The following is a 15397-nucleotide window of genomic DNA, read 5'->3' on the forward strand; positions in this document are numbered from 1 at the left end:
CAGGAATCATCAGATGTCAGAGGAATGACAATAGAAAGAGACGTGATCAACGCCTAATGGCATCAAAGGTTTAGTCAGTGTTTGTAGTTTGAACTGCGATCGCATGTTAGTGATGTGATCAACGCCTAATGGCATCAAAGGTTTAGTCAGTCAGTTTATTGCACGATCTAGAAGAGCTTCTTCCTGTGATCAACGCCTAATGGCATCAAAGGTTTAGTCAGCTCGATGGTTTTTGCGGTAAAAAAGCGGCAGTCAAAGTGATCAACGCCTAATGGCATCAAAGGTTTAGTCAGGACAAGGGAAAACTCATGAACTAAAGCGAAACTATGTGATCAACGCCTAATGGCATCAAAGGTTTAGTCAGGTAATGGATCGTGGGAAAGAAAGCGCAAAGAATACGGTGATCAACGCCTAATGGCATCAAAGGTTTAGTCAGAAAGAGGATGATGCTAGGCGAGAATGGGTGCTAAAGGTGATCAACGCCTAATGGCATCAAAGGTTTAGTCAGAGCGCACTCGGAAATCCATATCCTGTCTGCCCTGAGATTTGATATTACAAGCACCTAGCACCCAGGAGCAATACAGAAAACAAATTTTTACCTAAGTCTCATTTTTTTGAACAGATGCTAATCTTGGAAACCTTGTATCATCTAGATTTCAAGCTCTTAAAATAAAATGCAAGCACCTTCAAGTGATGTGAAAACCTTGGAAGTCAGCACTGACAACAGTTATATGATTTTTTGATTGGTTTTTGAAAGGCACAGTCGTAGATCCATGCAAAACAGCTGCAAGATGTGAATTGTGAATATAGTGATGAAAGGCTAAAAAGTTGGGTAGCTAGTTATTGGTGTAGGGGTATAGGAGTGTATGTATCCAAAAACCTTACACCCTATACCCATTTTTCACAGATAATTTTGGTGCGTAAGTCCTATTTTTGTAAATTCCCTAAGTGTAGACCACACTCTTTAGCAGTAGACTCTTCCCACCACCAACGACCTTCGCGTTCATGCTGATTTGGCAGAACTGGTCTAGTACAAGGTTCGCAACCAATACTAATAAAACCGCGTTCGTGTAATTTGTTGTAAGGTACATCTAAAGCGCGAATATATTCCCATACCTGTGCAGAAGACCAGTTAGCTAAGGGGTTGAATTTAATTAACTGATGGTCTTCGGTAGAAAATGCAGTATCAACTTCAATGACGGGAATATGGTTGCGGGTGCTGGGACTTTGGTCTTTACGCTGTCCTGTCACCCAAGCATCCAGAGTATTTAGCTTGCGGCGCAGTGGTCTAACTTTGCGGATAGCACAGCATTCTTTGTGACCATCTTGATAAAAGCTAAACAATCCTTTTTCTTCTACCAAAGCTTGGACTTCTGCGGCATCAGGGAACATAACTTCTAGCTTAATGCCATAATGTTCTCTGACTTTATCTAACAACTGATATGTTTCTGGGTGCAAGCGCCCGGTATCGAGGGTAAAAACTCGGAAGTTTTTAGTGATTTTAGAAGCAATATCAATCAATACAACATCTTCAGCCCCACTGAAAGAAATTGCCATGTTGTCAAAAGTGTCCAAGGCAAATTTGAGAATTTCTCTCGGTGATTTTTGGCTATATTCTGCTTCTAAAGCTGCAATATTTAAATCCGTATGGGCGGCTACCATGTTTGAATGTTCTCTTCTCTCTGAACTTGAATTTTACCAATTTTCAGATGCGGTTATACTTATTCTCGACCACGACTTACGGAAATTACCCCATATATTGCGCTAAAGCTGCAAGATGCGATCGCTGTTACACTGCAATTATCTCACTCTAGCCAGACCCAATGACCGATCAACTCCCACTCAGCGACTACAAGCAACAAATAGCTGACCTCTTTAATCGCAGAAGTCCAACTTATGATCAAAGCGAGTGGCATTTGCAAATTGCTCATCGTTTGGTGGAATATGCCCAACTGCGTCCAGGAGATCAGGTATTAGATATTGCAACTGGTACGGCGATGGCTGCAATTGCGGCGGCTCAAGTTGTAGGCACTGGCGGTAAGGTAGTTGGTATAGATATTTCATCGGGAATGCTGGAACAAGCACAACAAAAAGTCACAGCATTAGGGCTGACCAATATTGAATTTCAATTAGCGGATGCAGAATCCCTCGACTTTCCAGCTAACAGTTTTGACTGTATTTTGTGTTCTTCCGCATTGATTTGGATGGAAAATTTTCCAGGTGCATTACAGCATTGGCATCAATTTTTAAAACCTGGGGGTTTACTTGGGTTTCATGCCTTTGCAGAGACGGCATTTATTCCTAGTATTGTCGTGCAGAAAGTTTTGGCAAAGTATGGCATTGCTCTTTATTTAAACCAGCCTACAGGCACAACAGAAAAGTGTCGTCATTTACTAGAAACAGCAGGTTATGACTGCATTGAAATTATATCTGAGCAATATGGTAGTTATATTAGTTTAGAGCAAGCTAAGGCGATGTGGTTGGGTAGTTCTTATCCGGCACCGGGGCAATTTCCTAATCCTTTTTCGCAGTTATCAACAGTAGAAATAGAGCAAGTTAAGGCAGAATTTGAATTAGAATTAGCTGCTTTAGAAACTGCACAAGGAATTTGGAATGATATTACTACATTTTTTACCTTTGGGCGGAAACCAGTTATACAGTAGAATGCAGGAGTCAGAATTCAGAAATCAGAGTTTAAATAATACCAGTTGCATGTGAAGCTGCACAGTATTTTACCCCTCCCTAACCCTCCCCTTATAAAGGGGAGGGAACTAGATTCTCTTATTTCCCCCCTTGGAAAGGGGGGATTAAGGGGGGTAATTGATTTTTATATGCGTCTTCATATTAAATTGGTATAACCCGTAAAACACCCTACTGGACTGTTTCAGAAATCAAATTAAACATTAAAATGCCTTACTTGAATACTGCTCGTGCAATTCATAACATGATTGCTGAATATACTCAAGCTGCAACTTTGTGGATAGATACAGAAGTAGCTGATTATAATAGCCGAAATCCTAGGTTGTCGTTAATTCAGGTGTTAGATGATGCTGATGATATGAGTGGCGATCGCGTTTTTTTATTGGATGTATTAAATCAAGATGATTTGGTAGCTGATTTTATTCAGCAAGTAATGTTAAATCCGAATATTGAAAAAGTATTTCATAATGCCAGTTATGATGTGAAATTCCTCGGTAATAAAAAAGCTAAAAATATTACTTGTACTTTAGAAATAGCGAAAAAAATTCCTTATTATTTGTTACCAGTACCGAATTATCAACTCAAAACCCTTGCAACTATTTTATGTAACTTTCACGATATTGATAAACAAGAACAAAGTAGCGACTGGAGCAAAAGACCTTTATCAGAAGAACAAATAGACTACGCTTATCTTGACTGCATTTATCTTGCTCAAGTGCATAAACGTTTGTTAGAATTACAAGCAGAAGGTAATCCCGAACCAGATACAGAAGATTTAATAGTTCTGAATGCTAGATATACCCAAATAGAAGAACAATGGAAGCTATTAAACTCTGAATATGAACATTTACAAGAGCGCATTAAAAAAGCTATGCAGGCTCAAAATGTATCAGAAACATCTGCTTTTAAGTTGACAGCTTATGAACGCAAAACTGTAAAAGCCCAATTCTTAGAACTGGCAAGACTGGTACAAACTCAAGGATTAAATTTAGATTTTCCGATTACCTTGACTCAAAAGCTGCAAAAAGATTTAGGTGAAAATTTAGAACAATTATCTGTAGAGATAGATACATCTAATACTTTGCGGCTAACTCCGAAAACTCAAGAAACTAATGGCGAAGATGAGTAGGAAGAGTGACTGATTTGAGTGCAATTCTTATTAATAAATAAGCAAGAACGTATAATTGATCACCGTTAAATTACTAGCTAAAACACAAAAAGTTGATAAACTTCCCGGTTAAGGCAAGAGTTAACCGTTATTAAACCTAGGGAATATCAGTTAAGTGTAAAATTCCAGAATTAAGAAAATTGGGTGCTAATTAAATCTAGGTGGAATGGTGGTTAAAAGCAACTTATGAAGCTGCGGTTATGGGAGCAAAAGCGGGTGAAGGAAAATAAAGCATTGGCTATGGTTGTGCTGACTGTGTTGAGTGCAATTACCCTTGTCTCTTGCAATCGAGATAAGAATGTTTTGGTGACAGAAATCGGCCTCACTCCTCCTAGCCGCCGGACTATTAAAACTTCACAAGCTGGGGCGCTGTATCTTCAAGGACAAAATCAGCACCTCAAAGGCGACTTACAAGCAGCGATCGCATCTTATACTAAAGCCATCAACCTCAACCCTGAATATAGTGCAGCTTATAAAGGGCGGGGACTGGCTTATTTTGATACGGGAGACAAACAAAAAGCCATCGATGATTATAACGAAGCCTTGCGCCTGTCTCCCAACGATGCCGAAGCTTATAACAGTCGGGGAAACGCCCGCGCCTCCTTGGGAGATAATCGAGGTGCGATCGCAGATTATACCCAAGCTGTTAAACTGTCACCCAACTATGCCGAAGCTTATAATAACCGCGCCAATGCCCGTGCAGCCATAGGTGAAAGAGATGGTTCCCTAGAAGATTACGACCAAGCAATTATTCTCAATCCACGTTATGCGATCGCTTACAATAACCGAGGTAACGCTAGGGCTGCTCAAGGAGACAAACAAGGAGCCATATCCGACTACAACGAAGCCATACGCCTCAATCCCAACTTTGCACCAGCTTATAATAATCGCGGTAACGCCCGCGCCGCCCAAGGCGACAAACAAGGCGCAATGAAAGATTTAGAACAAGCCGCCACCATCTTACAACGTCAAGGTAATAACGACTTGTATCAACAAGTAATGAATAATATGCAGGAACTTGGGCAGTAGTTTAGGCGTTGTGTGTTGAAGTTGGGTTTACTTCGACCCTTTGACAAGCTTAGGGCGGTGCTGCATTCAGTAAACGAAATCGAAAATTTACAGTATGAAACCGTATCCCGCCTTGAACTAAAGTTCCAGGCTCATAGCCAAAGTCTACTGAAGTAGACTGGAATCAATTTTTCCTTGAGTCCTCTTGAGAGGACTTGCGCTATGAGACTCGGAATTTATTCCGAGGCGGGACAGATGCACTTAACCCAGATTTGTGTATAGCCGTAGCCTATGAGGAGAGGGGAATAAAACCCAGACTTTCGCCTTTTAGAAGCGGGAGAGGTCTGTCGAATTAACGTTTATTTAAAAACTACGTCGCTAACCACAAAATATCAATGTGCGTTGGCGTAGCCCGCACTTCGACCCTTCTCCTGCCGGAGACGCTACGCGAACGACAAGCTCAGGGCATCGCAAGCTCAGTGACCACCGCAGGCATCGCTACAAAGCAATGGTATAAAATTTTGCCCCGATCCGCTAAAATCATCTTCAACAGTCTTATTTCCTTTTACCCTTTGGCTTGGAATTATGACGCAGGATGAGTTGTTGGCACTGATAGAGCAAGCGGCGGCTGAGGGTTGGCGAGAATTAGACTTGTCGGGACAAGATTTAGCTGAGTTACCTGTAGAAATTGGTAAGTTGCAGCAGCTTGAATCTTTGATTTTGGGGAAGAAGATTGACGGTTATGAATCAGCAGGAGGCCGCATTCTCCAAAAGGTTTCAGGCAATAATTTAAAAACCCTGCCACACGAACTATTAGATTTGCCTAATTTGCGTAAGTTGGATATTAGTGGCAATCCTTTAGAGAGCATTCCCGATGTGGTAACACAAATACTACATTTAGAGGAACTTATCTTAATTCGAGTAGAGCTAACTGAAATACCAGAGGCGCTGGCTAAATTAACTAATCTGACGGAGCTTGATCTCAGTAGCAACCAAATAAGCGAGACTCCAGAGGCACTGGCAAATTTAACCAATCTGACGGAGCTTGATCTCAGTAGCAACCAAATAAGCCAGATTCCAGAGGCGCTGTCAAATTTAACCAATCTGACGCAGCTTTACCTCCATAACAACCAAATTAACAAAATTCCAGAAACGCTCACGAATTTAACCAATCTGACGCAGCTTATCCTCACTTTGAACCAAATAAGCGAGATCCCAGAGGCGCTGGCAAATTTAACCAATTTAACGCAGCTTTACCTCAATGGCAACCAAATAAGCGAGATCCCAGAGGCGCTGGCAAATTTAACCAATCTGACGCAGCTTTACCTCAATAGCAACCAAATAAGCGAAATTCCAGAGGCGCTGGCAAATTTAACCAATCTGACGCAGCTTATCCTCAGTAACAACCAAATAAGCGAAATTCCAGAGGCGCTGGCTCAATTAACCAATCTCACCGAGCTTTACCTCGGTGACAACCAAATAAGCGAAATTCCAGAGGCGCTGGCTCAATTAACCAATCTCACCCGGCTTGACCTCGGTCGCAACCAAATCACCGAGATACCAGAGGTGATTACAAAATTAACCAATCTCACCCACCTTTATCTCCCTGGCAACCAAATCACCGAGATATCAGAGGCGATCGCTAATTTAACCAATCTCACCCACCTTTACCTCGGTGGCAACCAAATCACGGAGATACCAGAGACGATTACAAAATTAACCAATCTCTCCCACCTTTACCTCCCTGGCAACCAAATTACCGAGATACCAGAGGCGATTGAAAGTTTACCGAAATTAGAAAAATTATATTTACGGGGAAATCCGCTTTCTATTTCACCAGAAATTTTAGGATCTTCTCTTGATGATGTTGGTTCAGTTGAAGAAATTTTTAATTACTTGCGATTACTCCGTAGTGGTGAAGTACGTCCACTCAATGAAGCTAAAATCTTGCTTGTCGGACAAGGTAGCGTCGGCAAAACATCCCTCATCGAGCGACTAATCCGCAATCAATATGATAAAAATCAACCCCAAACTGACGGACTGAATGTCCAAACTTGGAACGTGCAGGTTAATAGCAAAGATATTCGCTTGAATGTTTGGGATTTTGGCGGACAGGAAATTTATCATGCCACCCATCAGTTTTTTTTGACTAAGCGCAGCCTCTATCTCTTAGTTTGCAATTGCCGCACCAGCGAAGAAGAAAACCGCATTGAATATTGGCTGAAATTAATTGAAAGCTTCGGCGGACAGTCACCCGTGATTATTGTTGGCAACAAAAGAGACGAACAACCCCTCGACATCAACCGCAAAGCATTACGCGAAAAATATCCCAATATTCAAGCCATTATCGAAACTTCCTGCCAAGACAATATCGGTATTGATGAACTCCGCACCGCTATTTTTCAGGAAATTGCCAACCTCAAAGAAGTCTACGACCTTCTACCCCTCTCATGGTTTGAGGTAAAACAACAACTCGAATCAATGCCCCAAGACTTCATTAGCTACAGCAACTATATTGGCATTTGCTACGAAAACAAAATTCCCGAAGAACAAAACCAAGAACAACTTATCGACTTGCTGCATCGACTCGGCTTAGTTCTCAACTTCCGCGACCATCCCATCCTTAAAGATACCAACGTCCTCAAACCCAACTGGGTGACAGAAGGTATTTACGCACTTCTCAGCGATGAAATTCTCACAACTCAAACCAAAGGCATTTTCACACTCGCCGACCTCAGACGTATTCTCAATCCACAACGTTACCCCATCCAACGCCACAATTATCTGATTGGGTTGATGAAAGAATTTGAGCTTTGCTTTGAATTAGAATATCCCTCGCCAAAATTTCTAATAGCCGGACTTCTGCCCAAAGACCAACCAGAAGAAACAGAATTAGAAGGGGAAACCCTAGAATTTCAATACCATTACAAAGTTCTCCCAGAAAGCATTATCTCTCGCTTTATTGTCAACACCCACGAAAAAATCTATAACCAAGTCTATTGGCGCAGTGGCGTAATGCTGCAATATCAAGAAAACAACGAAATCTATAACATTGCGCGGATAAAAGCCGACCCTGAAGACAAAAAAATCTTCATCGCCATTAGCGGACGCAAAGAAACCCGCCGCTTATTTCTCGGTATCCTCCGCGATGTCTTTAACAAAATCCACAAAACTCTCCCCAACCTCGAAATTACCGAATGGGTTCCCGTCCCCGGCTATCCCAATCATCCCCCCCTCGACTATCAAGAACTCTTGGGACTTGAGGCAATGGGTGAAAGCACAGTTACTATCGGCAAATTAAAATTAAAACTGAATTTACGTCAACTTTTAGACGGCTACGAATCATTAGAATCGCGTCAGAAATCACAAAGAGTCGGTTTAGAGAGCGATCGCCTGACAATTGTCAACAAGATTTACAATAGCAACCAAGCAGAATATAAACCTATGACACAAAATACAAACAACTTTCACAACTCAAACATTGCCAACTTTGCCAACCAAGTCCAAGACAAAGCCAGTCAGCAAGCCTCAGATTTCACTCAAACCAGTGGCGCAAACATCACCGAAATTCTGCAACTAATCAGCAACCTACGCCAAACCGCCGCCCAATTTCCGCCAGACATCCGCGACGACATCACCATCGATATTGATGATGTAGAAGCCGAAATTCAAAAGCCAGAACCAGAACGCAATAAACCCAAACTCAAAAAGCGTCTCATAGCTTTACTTACTGCTGCTGGTTTAATTGCTGGTCATATTGCAGGTATCACAGATTTTACAAATAATGTTATGGAAATAGGCGACAAATTAGGGATAGAATTACAGCTTCCTGCTGGAAAATAGGCTTTTCTAACTCCCTGTTGTGTACAGAAAAGTTAAGAGAATAGTAAGTATGGGTGAATGTTGGGTTATTTTGCATCTGCCTATTTAATACCGCAGCGCGATCGCAAAATATAAAAGAAATGCCTTTTTCCCTGAAACTCTTTTGTTATTGAAAGGCATTATTCAACTACTAGTAGCCTCATCGTTATATCCGTTTCTCTCGCGCTTGAGACTTTCTTCTAAAGCTTGAATTTGTTCGCGGCGGGCTTCCAATTCTAGAGAACGACGCGCCAAATCTTGATTTTGCAAAGTCAGAGATTGTCGCCACTGTTCCGCGCGTTCTGCTTCTTGTTGTAAAAGTTCTGGGGTAATGCCAGTGGTGAGGTAAGACTCAACTAAATTCATTACCCAATTACTAGCTTCTTCTAATTTTTCGATTTCACCGGTGGCAGAAATTTCTACTAAAACTAGTAAGCCTTCGCTCATAGTTTTACCTTTCCCCAGCAAAATAAAAGCTTCTTCGGGAATAATTGCCCAGAGTTTATCAGTATCTTGACGTGCTAACAAACGCAACTGGTACTGGTCTAAAAATTCGTTTTTATGTACCTGAGCTAGATATAGCATGATCGTCTTTTTGCTCCAGCTTACAATTAAAAATTAAAAAATAAGTACAAAAATTTCTATTAAACAACAAAATTAAAATACTGATTTTGTTTTGAAAATCATCCTTGGGCAATGGGTGATGACTCTGCCATTACCCATTGTCGTGATGTTAGATCATTCAGGCTATGTTTACTGTAATGCCTGGAGGCGATCGCGCAAAATTTCGGCTTGTTTCTCAGCTTCAGCTAAGGCATCTTTCGCCCCTTGTACCACGTCGGCGGGAGCTTTATCCACAAACTTAGGATTGCTTAACCTACCTCTGAGAGACTGGGCTTCTGCTTCGATTTTGCTGAGGTTTTTCTCTAATTTGGCACGTACGGTTTCAATATCAACAACACCAGTCAAGGGAATGACCACTTGAACTGTACCAACTACCCCAGCAATGGTTTGTTCTGAGGCTGGTAATGGTTCTGCAACTGCTGTTGGTTGTTGTGAGACAGTATTCACTGGTTTAGGTTTGGCAAATAATATACTGCGGGCAATAAACCACATACTATAACCTAAACCCACAAGTTGAAAGAAAGTACCAGCTAAGGGAATGCGATTAACTGTGTCGGCTACAGCCAAACCAACGCGCAGAAAAATTAGCCCCACAAATATTAAGCCAATTGTTTTCCAACTCCAGCGTGATTTTGCGGGTGCGACAGTTTGGCTTTTTTGTTCGGCGGCAATGCTTAAGGTTTCCACCTTAGCTAAATCTTGAATATAAGCTTGCCCAGCTATGAGAATTTGCTGTTCTTGCAAATTACCTGTTTGCAAATTCACCTTGACTTTTGCCCCTGGCTTAACATCCGCCTCCGCCCGTAAATTGCGAATTGTGCGGATAGTGCCGATTAGCAGGTCAAACTGTGCTTCTAAAGCAGTATCAATCAAGTCGGCATTTGCTTGGGGATAAGCTTGTAAAGCTAAAGTTTGCTGTGATTCTGCGGGTTGTTGGGTGAGGGTTTGCCAAATTTCCTCGGTGATGTGGGGCATAAAGGGATGCAGTAATTTTAAAATCCCTTCCAGCACGTAGGCGAGGATTTGTTGGGCGGCGCGGCGGGATGCGGGGTCTGCACCTGGTTGTAAGCGGGATTTCACCAACTCAATATACCAGTCGCAAAAATCGCCCCAAATAAATTCGTAAATTCCCTTGGCGGCTTCCCCTAAACCATAGTTATTGATGTAACTGGTAGTTTGATTAATAACTTGATGATAGCGAGAAAGAATCCAGCGATCGCTTAATTCAGTGCTGAGTGCTGAGTGCTGAGTGCTGAGTGCTGAGTGCTGAGTGCTGAGTGGTTGTCCGAGTTGAGAGGGGGTTTGTCCATCCAAATTCATCATCACAAACCGCGCCGCATTCCACAACTTATTCGCAAAGTTACGCGCAGCCTCCACCGATGCTGACTCATCAGTTTTGCGGTTGTATTCTAAGCGAATATCTTGACCTGCACCCGCCACTTCCTTAACTAAGGTATAGCGCAGGGCATCTGTGCCGTATTTATCAATCAAAATCAACGGGTCAATGCCATTATTCGCCGTTTTCGACATTTTCTTATTGTTTTCATCCCTGACCAAACCGTGGATGTAAACTGTCTGGAACGGCATTTTTCCCGTAAAATGACCAGCCATCATCGTCATTCTGGCAACCCAGAAAAAGATAATGTCAAAACCTGTAACTAAGGTAGTCGTGGGGTAGTACTTAGCCAAATCGGCAGTTTGTTCCGGCCAGCCCAAAGTGGAAAACGGCCACAGTCCCGAAGAAAACCAAGTATCTAATACATCTGGGTCTTGTTGTAGCTGGACATTTTCACCAAATTGGGCTTTTGCCTTCTCCCAAGCTTCATCAGCCGATTTCGCCACCACAAACGGCGTAGTATCAGTAATTTGTCCGTCTGTTTCACTCACCGCGTACCAAGCGGGAATTTGGTGTCCCCACCACAATTGACGGGAAATACACCAATCTCTGAGACTGACCAACCAATCACGGTAAACCTTTGTCCAGCGTTGGGGAACAAACTCAGGAGAATCTTTTTGGTCGAGAAATTGTAGGGCGTTGTCTGCTAGTGGGCGAATTTTGACAAACCATTGAGTGGATAGGAGAGGTTCAATGGGGACTTTACCGCGATCGCTATAAGGAACGGTATGCTTATAATCTTCTACCTTCACCAAAAACCCATCCGCTTCTAAACGAGACACGACATTTTTTCTCGCCACAAAACGGTCTTGTCCTTGAAACTCCCCAGCATTAGCGTTGAGAGTGCCATCCTTATTCAAGATATTAATAAACGGCAGATTGTGACGCTTACCCATTTCAAAATCATTGGGATCATGGGCTGGAGTCACCTTCACGCAACCAGTCCCGAAAGCGGGATCAACCAACTCATCGCCAATAACCGGAATTTCCCTCTGCATAATTGGCAGAGTTAAAGTTTTACCAATCAAATGCTTATATCTATCATCATTGGGATTCACCGCCACCCCAGTATCGCCCAACATCGTTTCCGGTCGAGTCGTCGCCACTTCCACATAACCAGAACCATCTGTTAGCGGATAGCGGAAATGCCAGAGATTACCATCAACCTCCTTTGATTCCACCTCCACATCCGACACCGCCGACTGAGTAGCCGGACACCAATTCACCAAATATTCGCCACGATAAATTAATTTTTCATTGTAAAGACTTACAAAAGCTTCCACCACAGCTTTCGATAAGCCTTCATCCATTGTGAACCGTTCCCGCGACCAGTCCACCGACACACCCAAGCGGCGCAACTGATTCACAATTGTTCCCCCAGACTCCGCCTTCCACTGCCAAGCGCGGTTCAGAAATTCCTCACGCCCCAACTGGGCGCGAGTTTTACCTTCTTTTTTGAGTTGTCTTTCTAATATTGTGTGGACAGCAATACTAGCGTGGTCAGTACCCGGTAGCCACAAAGTATTGCGTCCCTGCATTCGGTGATAGCGTACCAGAACATCAATTAGCGCACTTTCAAAAGCGTGACCCATGTGCAGACTGCCAGTGACATTTGGCGGCGGAATTACAACACAATAAGGTTCACCGCTATGATTTGGGTCAGCTTTGTAAACTTGGTTGTCTTCCCAGAATTTTTGCCACTTAGCTTCAGTGGTAAAGGGATCGTAGAGACTGGGAAGATTCGAGATAGTTGCGGTCATGCTGGGAAAATTAACTGTGGAAGAACTTTAATAAATTTTGCCACAGGGTTGGAGAGGGTTTGATGGAAACGAACCGCCAAGATGCCAAGAACGCCAAGAGAAGAGAACCAAGTCAAGAGTTAGATAAACTAGCTTATGCTGTGATTGGAGCAGCGATCGAGGTGCATCAGATTCTGGGGCCAGGGTTTTTAGAGGAGGTGTATCAGGAGGCACTAATTATAGAATTTTTAAGGAGAGGAATACCTCATGAGTTTGAAAAGAGCGTAACAGTTTATTACAAAGGCCATGAAGTAGGTAAAGGTAGATTAGATTTCTTGGTTGCTAATTCTCTAATTGTGGAGTTAAAAGCAGTCCAAAACCTAGCCCCGATTCACGAAGCACAAGTCCTTTCTTACCTAAAAATGACCAAATATCCTCTAGGTCTCCTCATAAATTTTAATGTCCCTCTTCTCAAAGACGGCATCAAACGCATTATCCTTTCTTCTTAATCTCTTCTTGGCGTTCTTTGCGTCTTGGCGGTTCGTTTAAAAAATCATCCTATGTCACGTTCACCCTCCCCCTGGCTTTACATCCCCACCCTATATTTCGCCTCCGGTGTACCTTACATCATCATCAACACCGTCTCCGTCATCTTTTACAAAAAACTCGGCGTAGACAACACCCAAATTGCCGTATGGACAAGTCTTCTCTATCTCCCTTGGGTCATTAAAATGTTCTGGGGGCCAATTGTTGATACTTACTCCAGCAAACGCAACTGGATACTCTACACCCAACTAGCAATGTTCTGTTGCTTGGGTTTAATTGCCTTTTGTTTACAATTGCCCAATTTCTTTTTTATCTCCCTCATCGCCTTAACAGTGGGAGCATTTATTTCTGCAACTTATGATATTGCCACAGATGGCTTTTATCTATTAGCTTTAACTCCCGAACAGCAAGCCTTTTTTGTCGGCATTCGCTCATTATTTTATCGGCTGGCGGTGATTTTTGGTTCAGGACTACTAGTTGTTTTAGCGGGACAACTTGAAGGCTATCTCAAGAATATTCCCTTAAGTTGGACTGTAGCCATTGGTTTTTCGGCAGTAGTTTTAGCCATACTTTCTCTTTTTCACCGTTTCAGTTTACCCTTACCCGACTCCGATCAACCACGGCAGTTACAAGCCACAGATAAAATCCCATTCTGGACAATTATTAGTTCCTATTTTGCCCAAGAAAAAATTATAGTCGTTCTAGCATTTATCTTGCTTTACAGATTTGGCGAGGCGATGCTTGTTAAGTTTGCTTCTTTATTTTTGTTAGATAAACCAGAAGCGGGAGGATTGGGTTTATCGACATCTGAGGTGGGTTTAGTATACGGCACATTCGGCGTAATTTCACTCATTGCTGGCGGTATTTTGGGGGGATTGGTTATTGCTAAATATGGTTTAAAAAAATGTTTATTCCCGATGGCTTTAGCCTTGAATTTGCCAGATGTATTTTATGTCTATATGGCTTATGCTAAACCTTCTCTAACCTTGGTTTATCCACTGGTTTCATTAGAACAGTTTGGTTATGGTTTTGGGTTTACAGCTTTTAGTGTTTACTTAATGTATGTTTCCCAAGGGGAATATAAAACATCCCATTTTGCTATATCTACTGGGATTATGGCTTTAGGGATGATGCTACCCGGAATAGTTAGCGGTTATTTACAACCATTATTAGGATATCCATTATTCTTTAGCTTGGTGTGTTTACTGACAATTCCAGGAATGATTGTTTTATTTTTCATCCCCTTAAAAGCAGAAGCACAAAAAAGAGCGATCGCACATTAACACCATGACTTATGTTATCGGAATAGATGGTGGTGGTAGCAAAACCGTCTGTATTTTGATGGATGATAAACATCAAGTGCTAGGTCGCGGTGCAGCAGGCGCATCTAATTATCAAAGCATCGGTGTTACAGCAGCAATCCAATCAATTCATTCTGCTATTCAAACAGCAGCAAATGAAGCATTAAAGTTCACAAGTACAATTCAAATATCAGCCATCTGTTTAGGTTTAGCTGGTGTTGGACGTTCTGATGATATTGCAGTAGTTAAAAGTATGGTGCAGGAATTACAAAACAGTCAATTCCTACCGATTACTTGGGATTTACAACCAGATAATATTGTAATTTGTCATGATGCGTTAATTGCTTTAGTTGGCGGAGTCGCTCATGATGTGGGAATTGTGGTAGCTGCGGGTACTGGTTCCATAGTTTTTGGTCGAAATCACCAAGGAGAAACTAAACGTGTGGGCGGTTGGGGATATATTTTAGGTGATGAAGGTAGCGCCTATAAAATTGCTGTTGCTGGTATGCAAGCAGCATTAAAATCTTATGATGGGCGGGAAATATCAACAAGTTTAATCAAAGATTTTCAAAAGCATCTGGGTTTGCAGAATATAGCAGAATTAATCGAAATAATATATCGGCGCGGATGGGGAGTTAAAGAAATCGCATCTTTAGCACCAATTGTAGATTTAGCAGCAACTTCGGGCGATGAATTAGCGAATAATATAATTGATGATGCTGTTAAAGAATTAGTGAAAGCTACATCTACAGTTATTGAGTCAATTTTTAGTCCTGATTCAGTTGTGGAAATTGTGACAACAGGTAGTGTATGGCAAGGCAAATCTCAAATACATGAAAGATTTACCACAGCCGTAGTTAATCAGTTTCCCCAGGTAAAAGTAATGTTTCCAAGGTATAAACCTGTTTATGGTGCTGGGTTGTTAGCTTTACAGAGTTTGTCGCAGTAAAGCTTGCCTAAGATTGAAAAGACTATCTTGGTTATTCAGTAACAAAATCTGTACAGACTAGATATTAAGGTCTAAAATCAAGAAATTTAGATAGAATCAAAAATT

10 protein-coding genes and 1 CRISPR repeat array (1 of these 11 only partly in view) are annotated in these 15397 nt (G+C 42.0%); of the genes, 7 read left to right on the forward strand and 3 right to left on the reverse strand.

Features of this window, described 5'->3' with window-relative positions:
* Nucleotides 1-508: direct repeats of the CRISPR family, unit length 36 nt; unit sequence GTGATCAACGCCTAATGGCATCAAAGGTTTAGTCAG; it begins 208 nt to the left of the window's first position.
* A gap of 419 nt (nt 509-927) precedes the next feature.
* On the reverse strand, nt 928-1662 hold the full coding sequence (locus tag H6G79_RS12265) for a phosphoadenylyl-sulfate reductase (RefSeq protein ID WP_190590927.1): 735 nt from the start codon (nt 1660-1662) through the stop codon (nt 928-930).
* Nucleotides 1663-1823: 161 nt separating this feature from the next.
* Here H6G79_RS12265 and H6G79_RS12270 point away from each other — a divergent pair, with 161 nt between their 5' ends.
* The 4 genes from H6G79_RS12270 (at nt 1824) to H6G79_RS12285 (ending at nt 8719) form a co-directional block, all read left to right on the forward strand.
* A complete protein-coding gene (locus tag H6G79_RS12270; protein ID WP_190590929.1) occupies nt 1824-2663 on the forward strand; it encodes a class I SAM-dependent methyltransferase in 840 nt (279 codons plus the stop codon).
* Between the two features lie 245 nt (nt 2664-2908).
* On the forward strand, nt 2909-3829 hold the full coding sequence (locus tag H6G79_RS12275) for a ribonuclease D (protein WP_190590931.1): 921 nt from the start codon (nt 2909-2911) through the stop codon (nt 3827-3829).
* A gap of 225 nt (nt 3830-4054) precedes the next feature.
* The gene (locus H6G79_RS12280; RefSeq protein ID WP_190590933.1) at nt 4055-4897 is read left to right on the forward strand and encodes a tetratricopeptide repeat protein; all 843 of its coding nucleotides are present in this window, start codon (nt 4055-4057) and stop codon (nt 4895-4897) included.
* 564 nt (nt 4898-5461) lie between these two features.
* Nucleotides 5462-8719, forward strand: coding sequence for a leucine-rich repeat domain-containing protein (locus H6G79_RS12285; RefSeq protein WP_190590935.1), 3258 nt, complete (start codon nt 5462-5464; stop codon nt 8717-8719).
* Between the two features lie 162 nt (nt 8720-8881).
* Here H6G79_RS12285 and H6G79_RS12290 read toward each other — a convergent pair whose 3' ends face one another.
* Nucleotides 8882-9322, reverse strand: a complete 441-nt coding sequence (locus tag H6G79_RS12290; RefSeq protein WP_190590936.1) for a hypothetical protein — start codon at nt 9320-9322, stop codon at nt 8882-8884.
* 168 nt (nt 9323-9490) lie between these two features.
* Nucleotides 9491-12517 carry a valine--tRNA ligase gene (locus H6G79_RS12295; protein ID WP_190590944.1) on the reverse strand — a complete coding sequence of 1009 codons (3027 nt, stop codon included), beginning with the start codon at nt 12515-12517 and terminating at the stop codon, nt 9491-9493.
* 62 nt (nt 12518-12579) lie between these two features.
* Between H6G79_RS12295 and H6G79_RS12300 the strand changes: the two genes are divergently transcribed.
* Genes H6G79_RS12300 through H6G79_RS12310 form a run of 3 tightly spaced genes read left to right on the forward strand, consistent with a single transcriptional unit; the run spans nt 12580 to nt 15292 of the window.
* Nucleotides 12580-13005 carry a GxxExxY protein gene (locus H6G79_RS12300; protein WP_190590947.1) on the forward strand — a complete coding sequence of 142 codons (426 nt, stop codon included), beginning with the start codon at nt 12580-12582 and terminating at the stop codon, nt 13003-13005.
* A 51-nt stretch (nt 13006-13056) separates the two neighbouring features.
* Nucleotides 13057-14325: an MFS transporter gene (locus H6G79_RS12305; RefSeq protein ID WP_190590949.1), complete on the forward strand. Its 1269-nt coding sequence runs from the start codon at nt 13057-13059 to the stop codon at nt 14323-14325.
* A 4-nt stretch (nt 14326-14329) separates the two neighbouring features.
* Nucleotides 14330-15292: an N-acetylglucosamine kinase gene (locus tag H6G79_RS12310; RefSeq protein WP_190590950.1), complete on the forward strand. Its 963-nt coding sequence runs from the start codon at nt 14330-14332 to the stop codon at nt 15290-15292.
* The last annotated feature ends 105 nt before the right edge of the window (nt 15293-15397 follow it).

The organism is Anabaena sp. FACHB-83, assembly GCF_014697485.1.
Taxonomy (GTDB): Bacteria; Cyanobacteriota; Cyanobacteriia; order Cyanobacteriales; family Nostocaceae; genus Nostoc_B.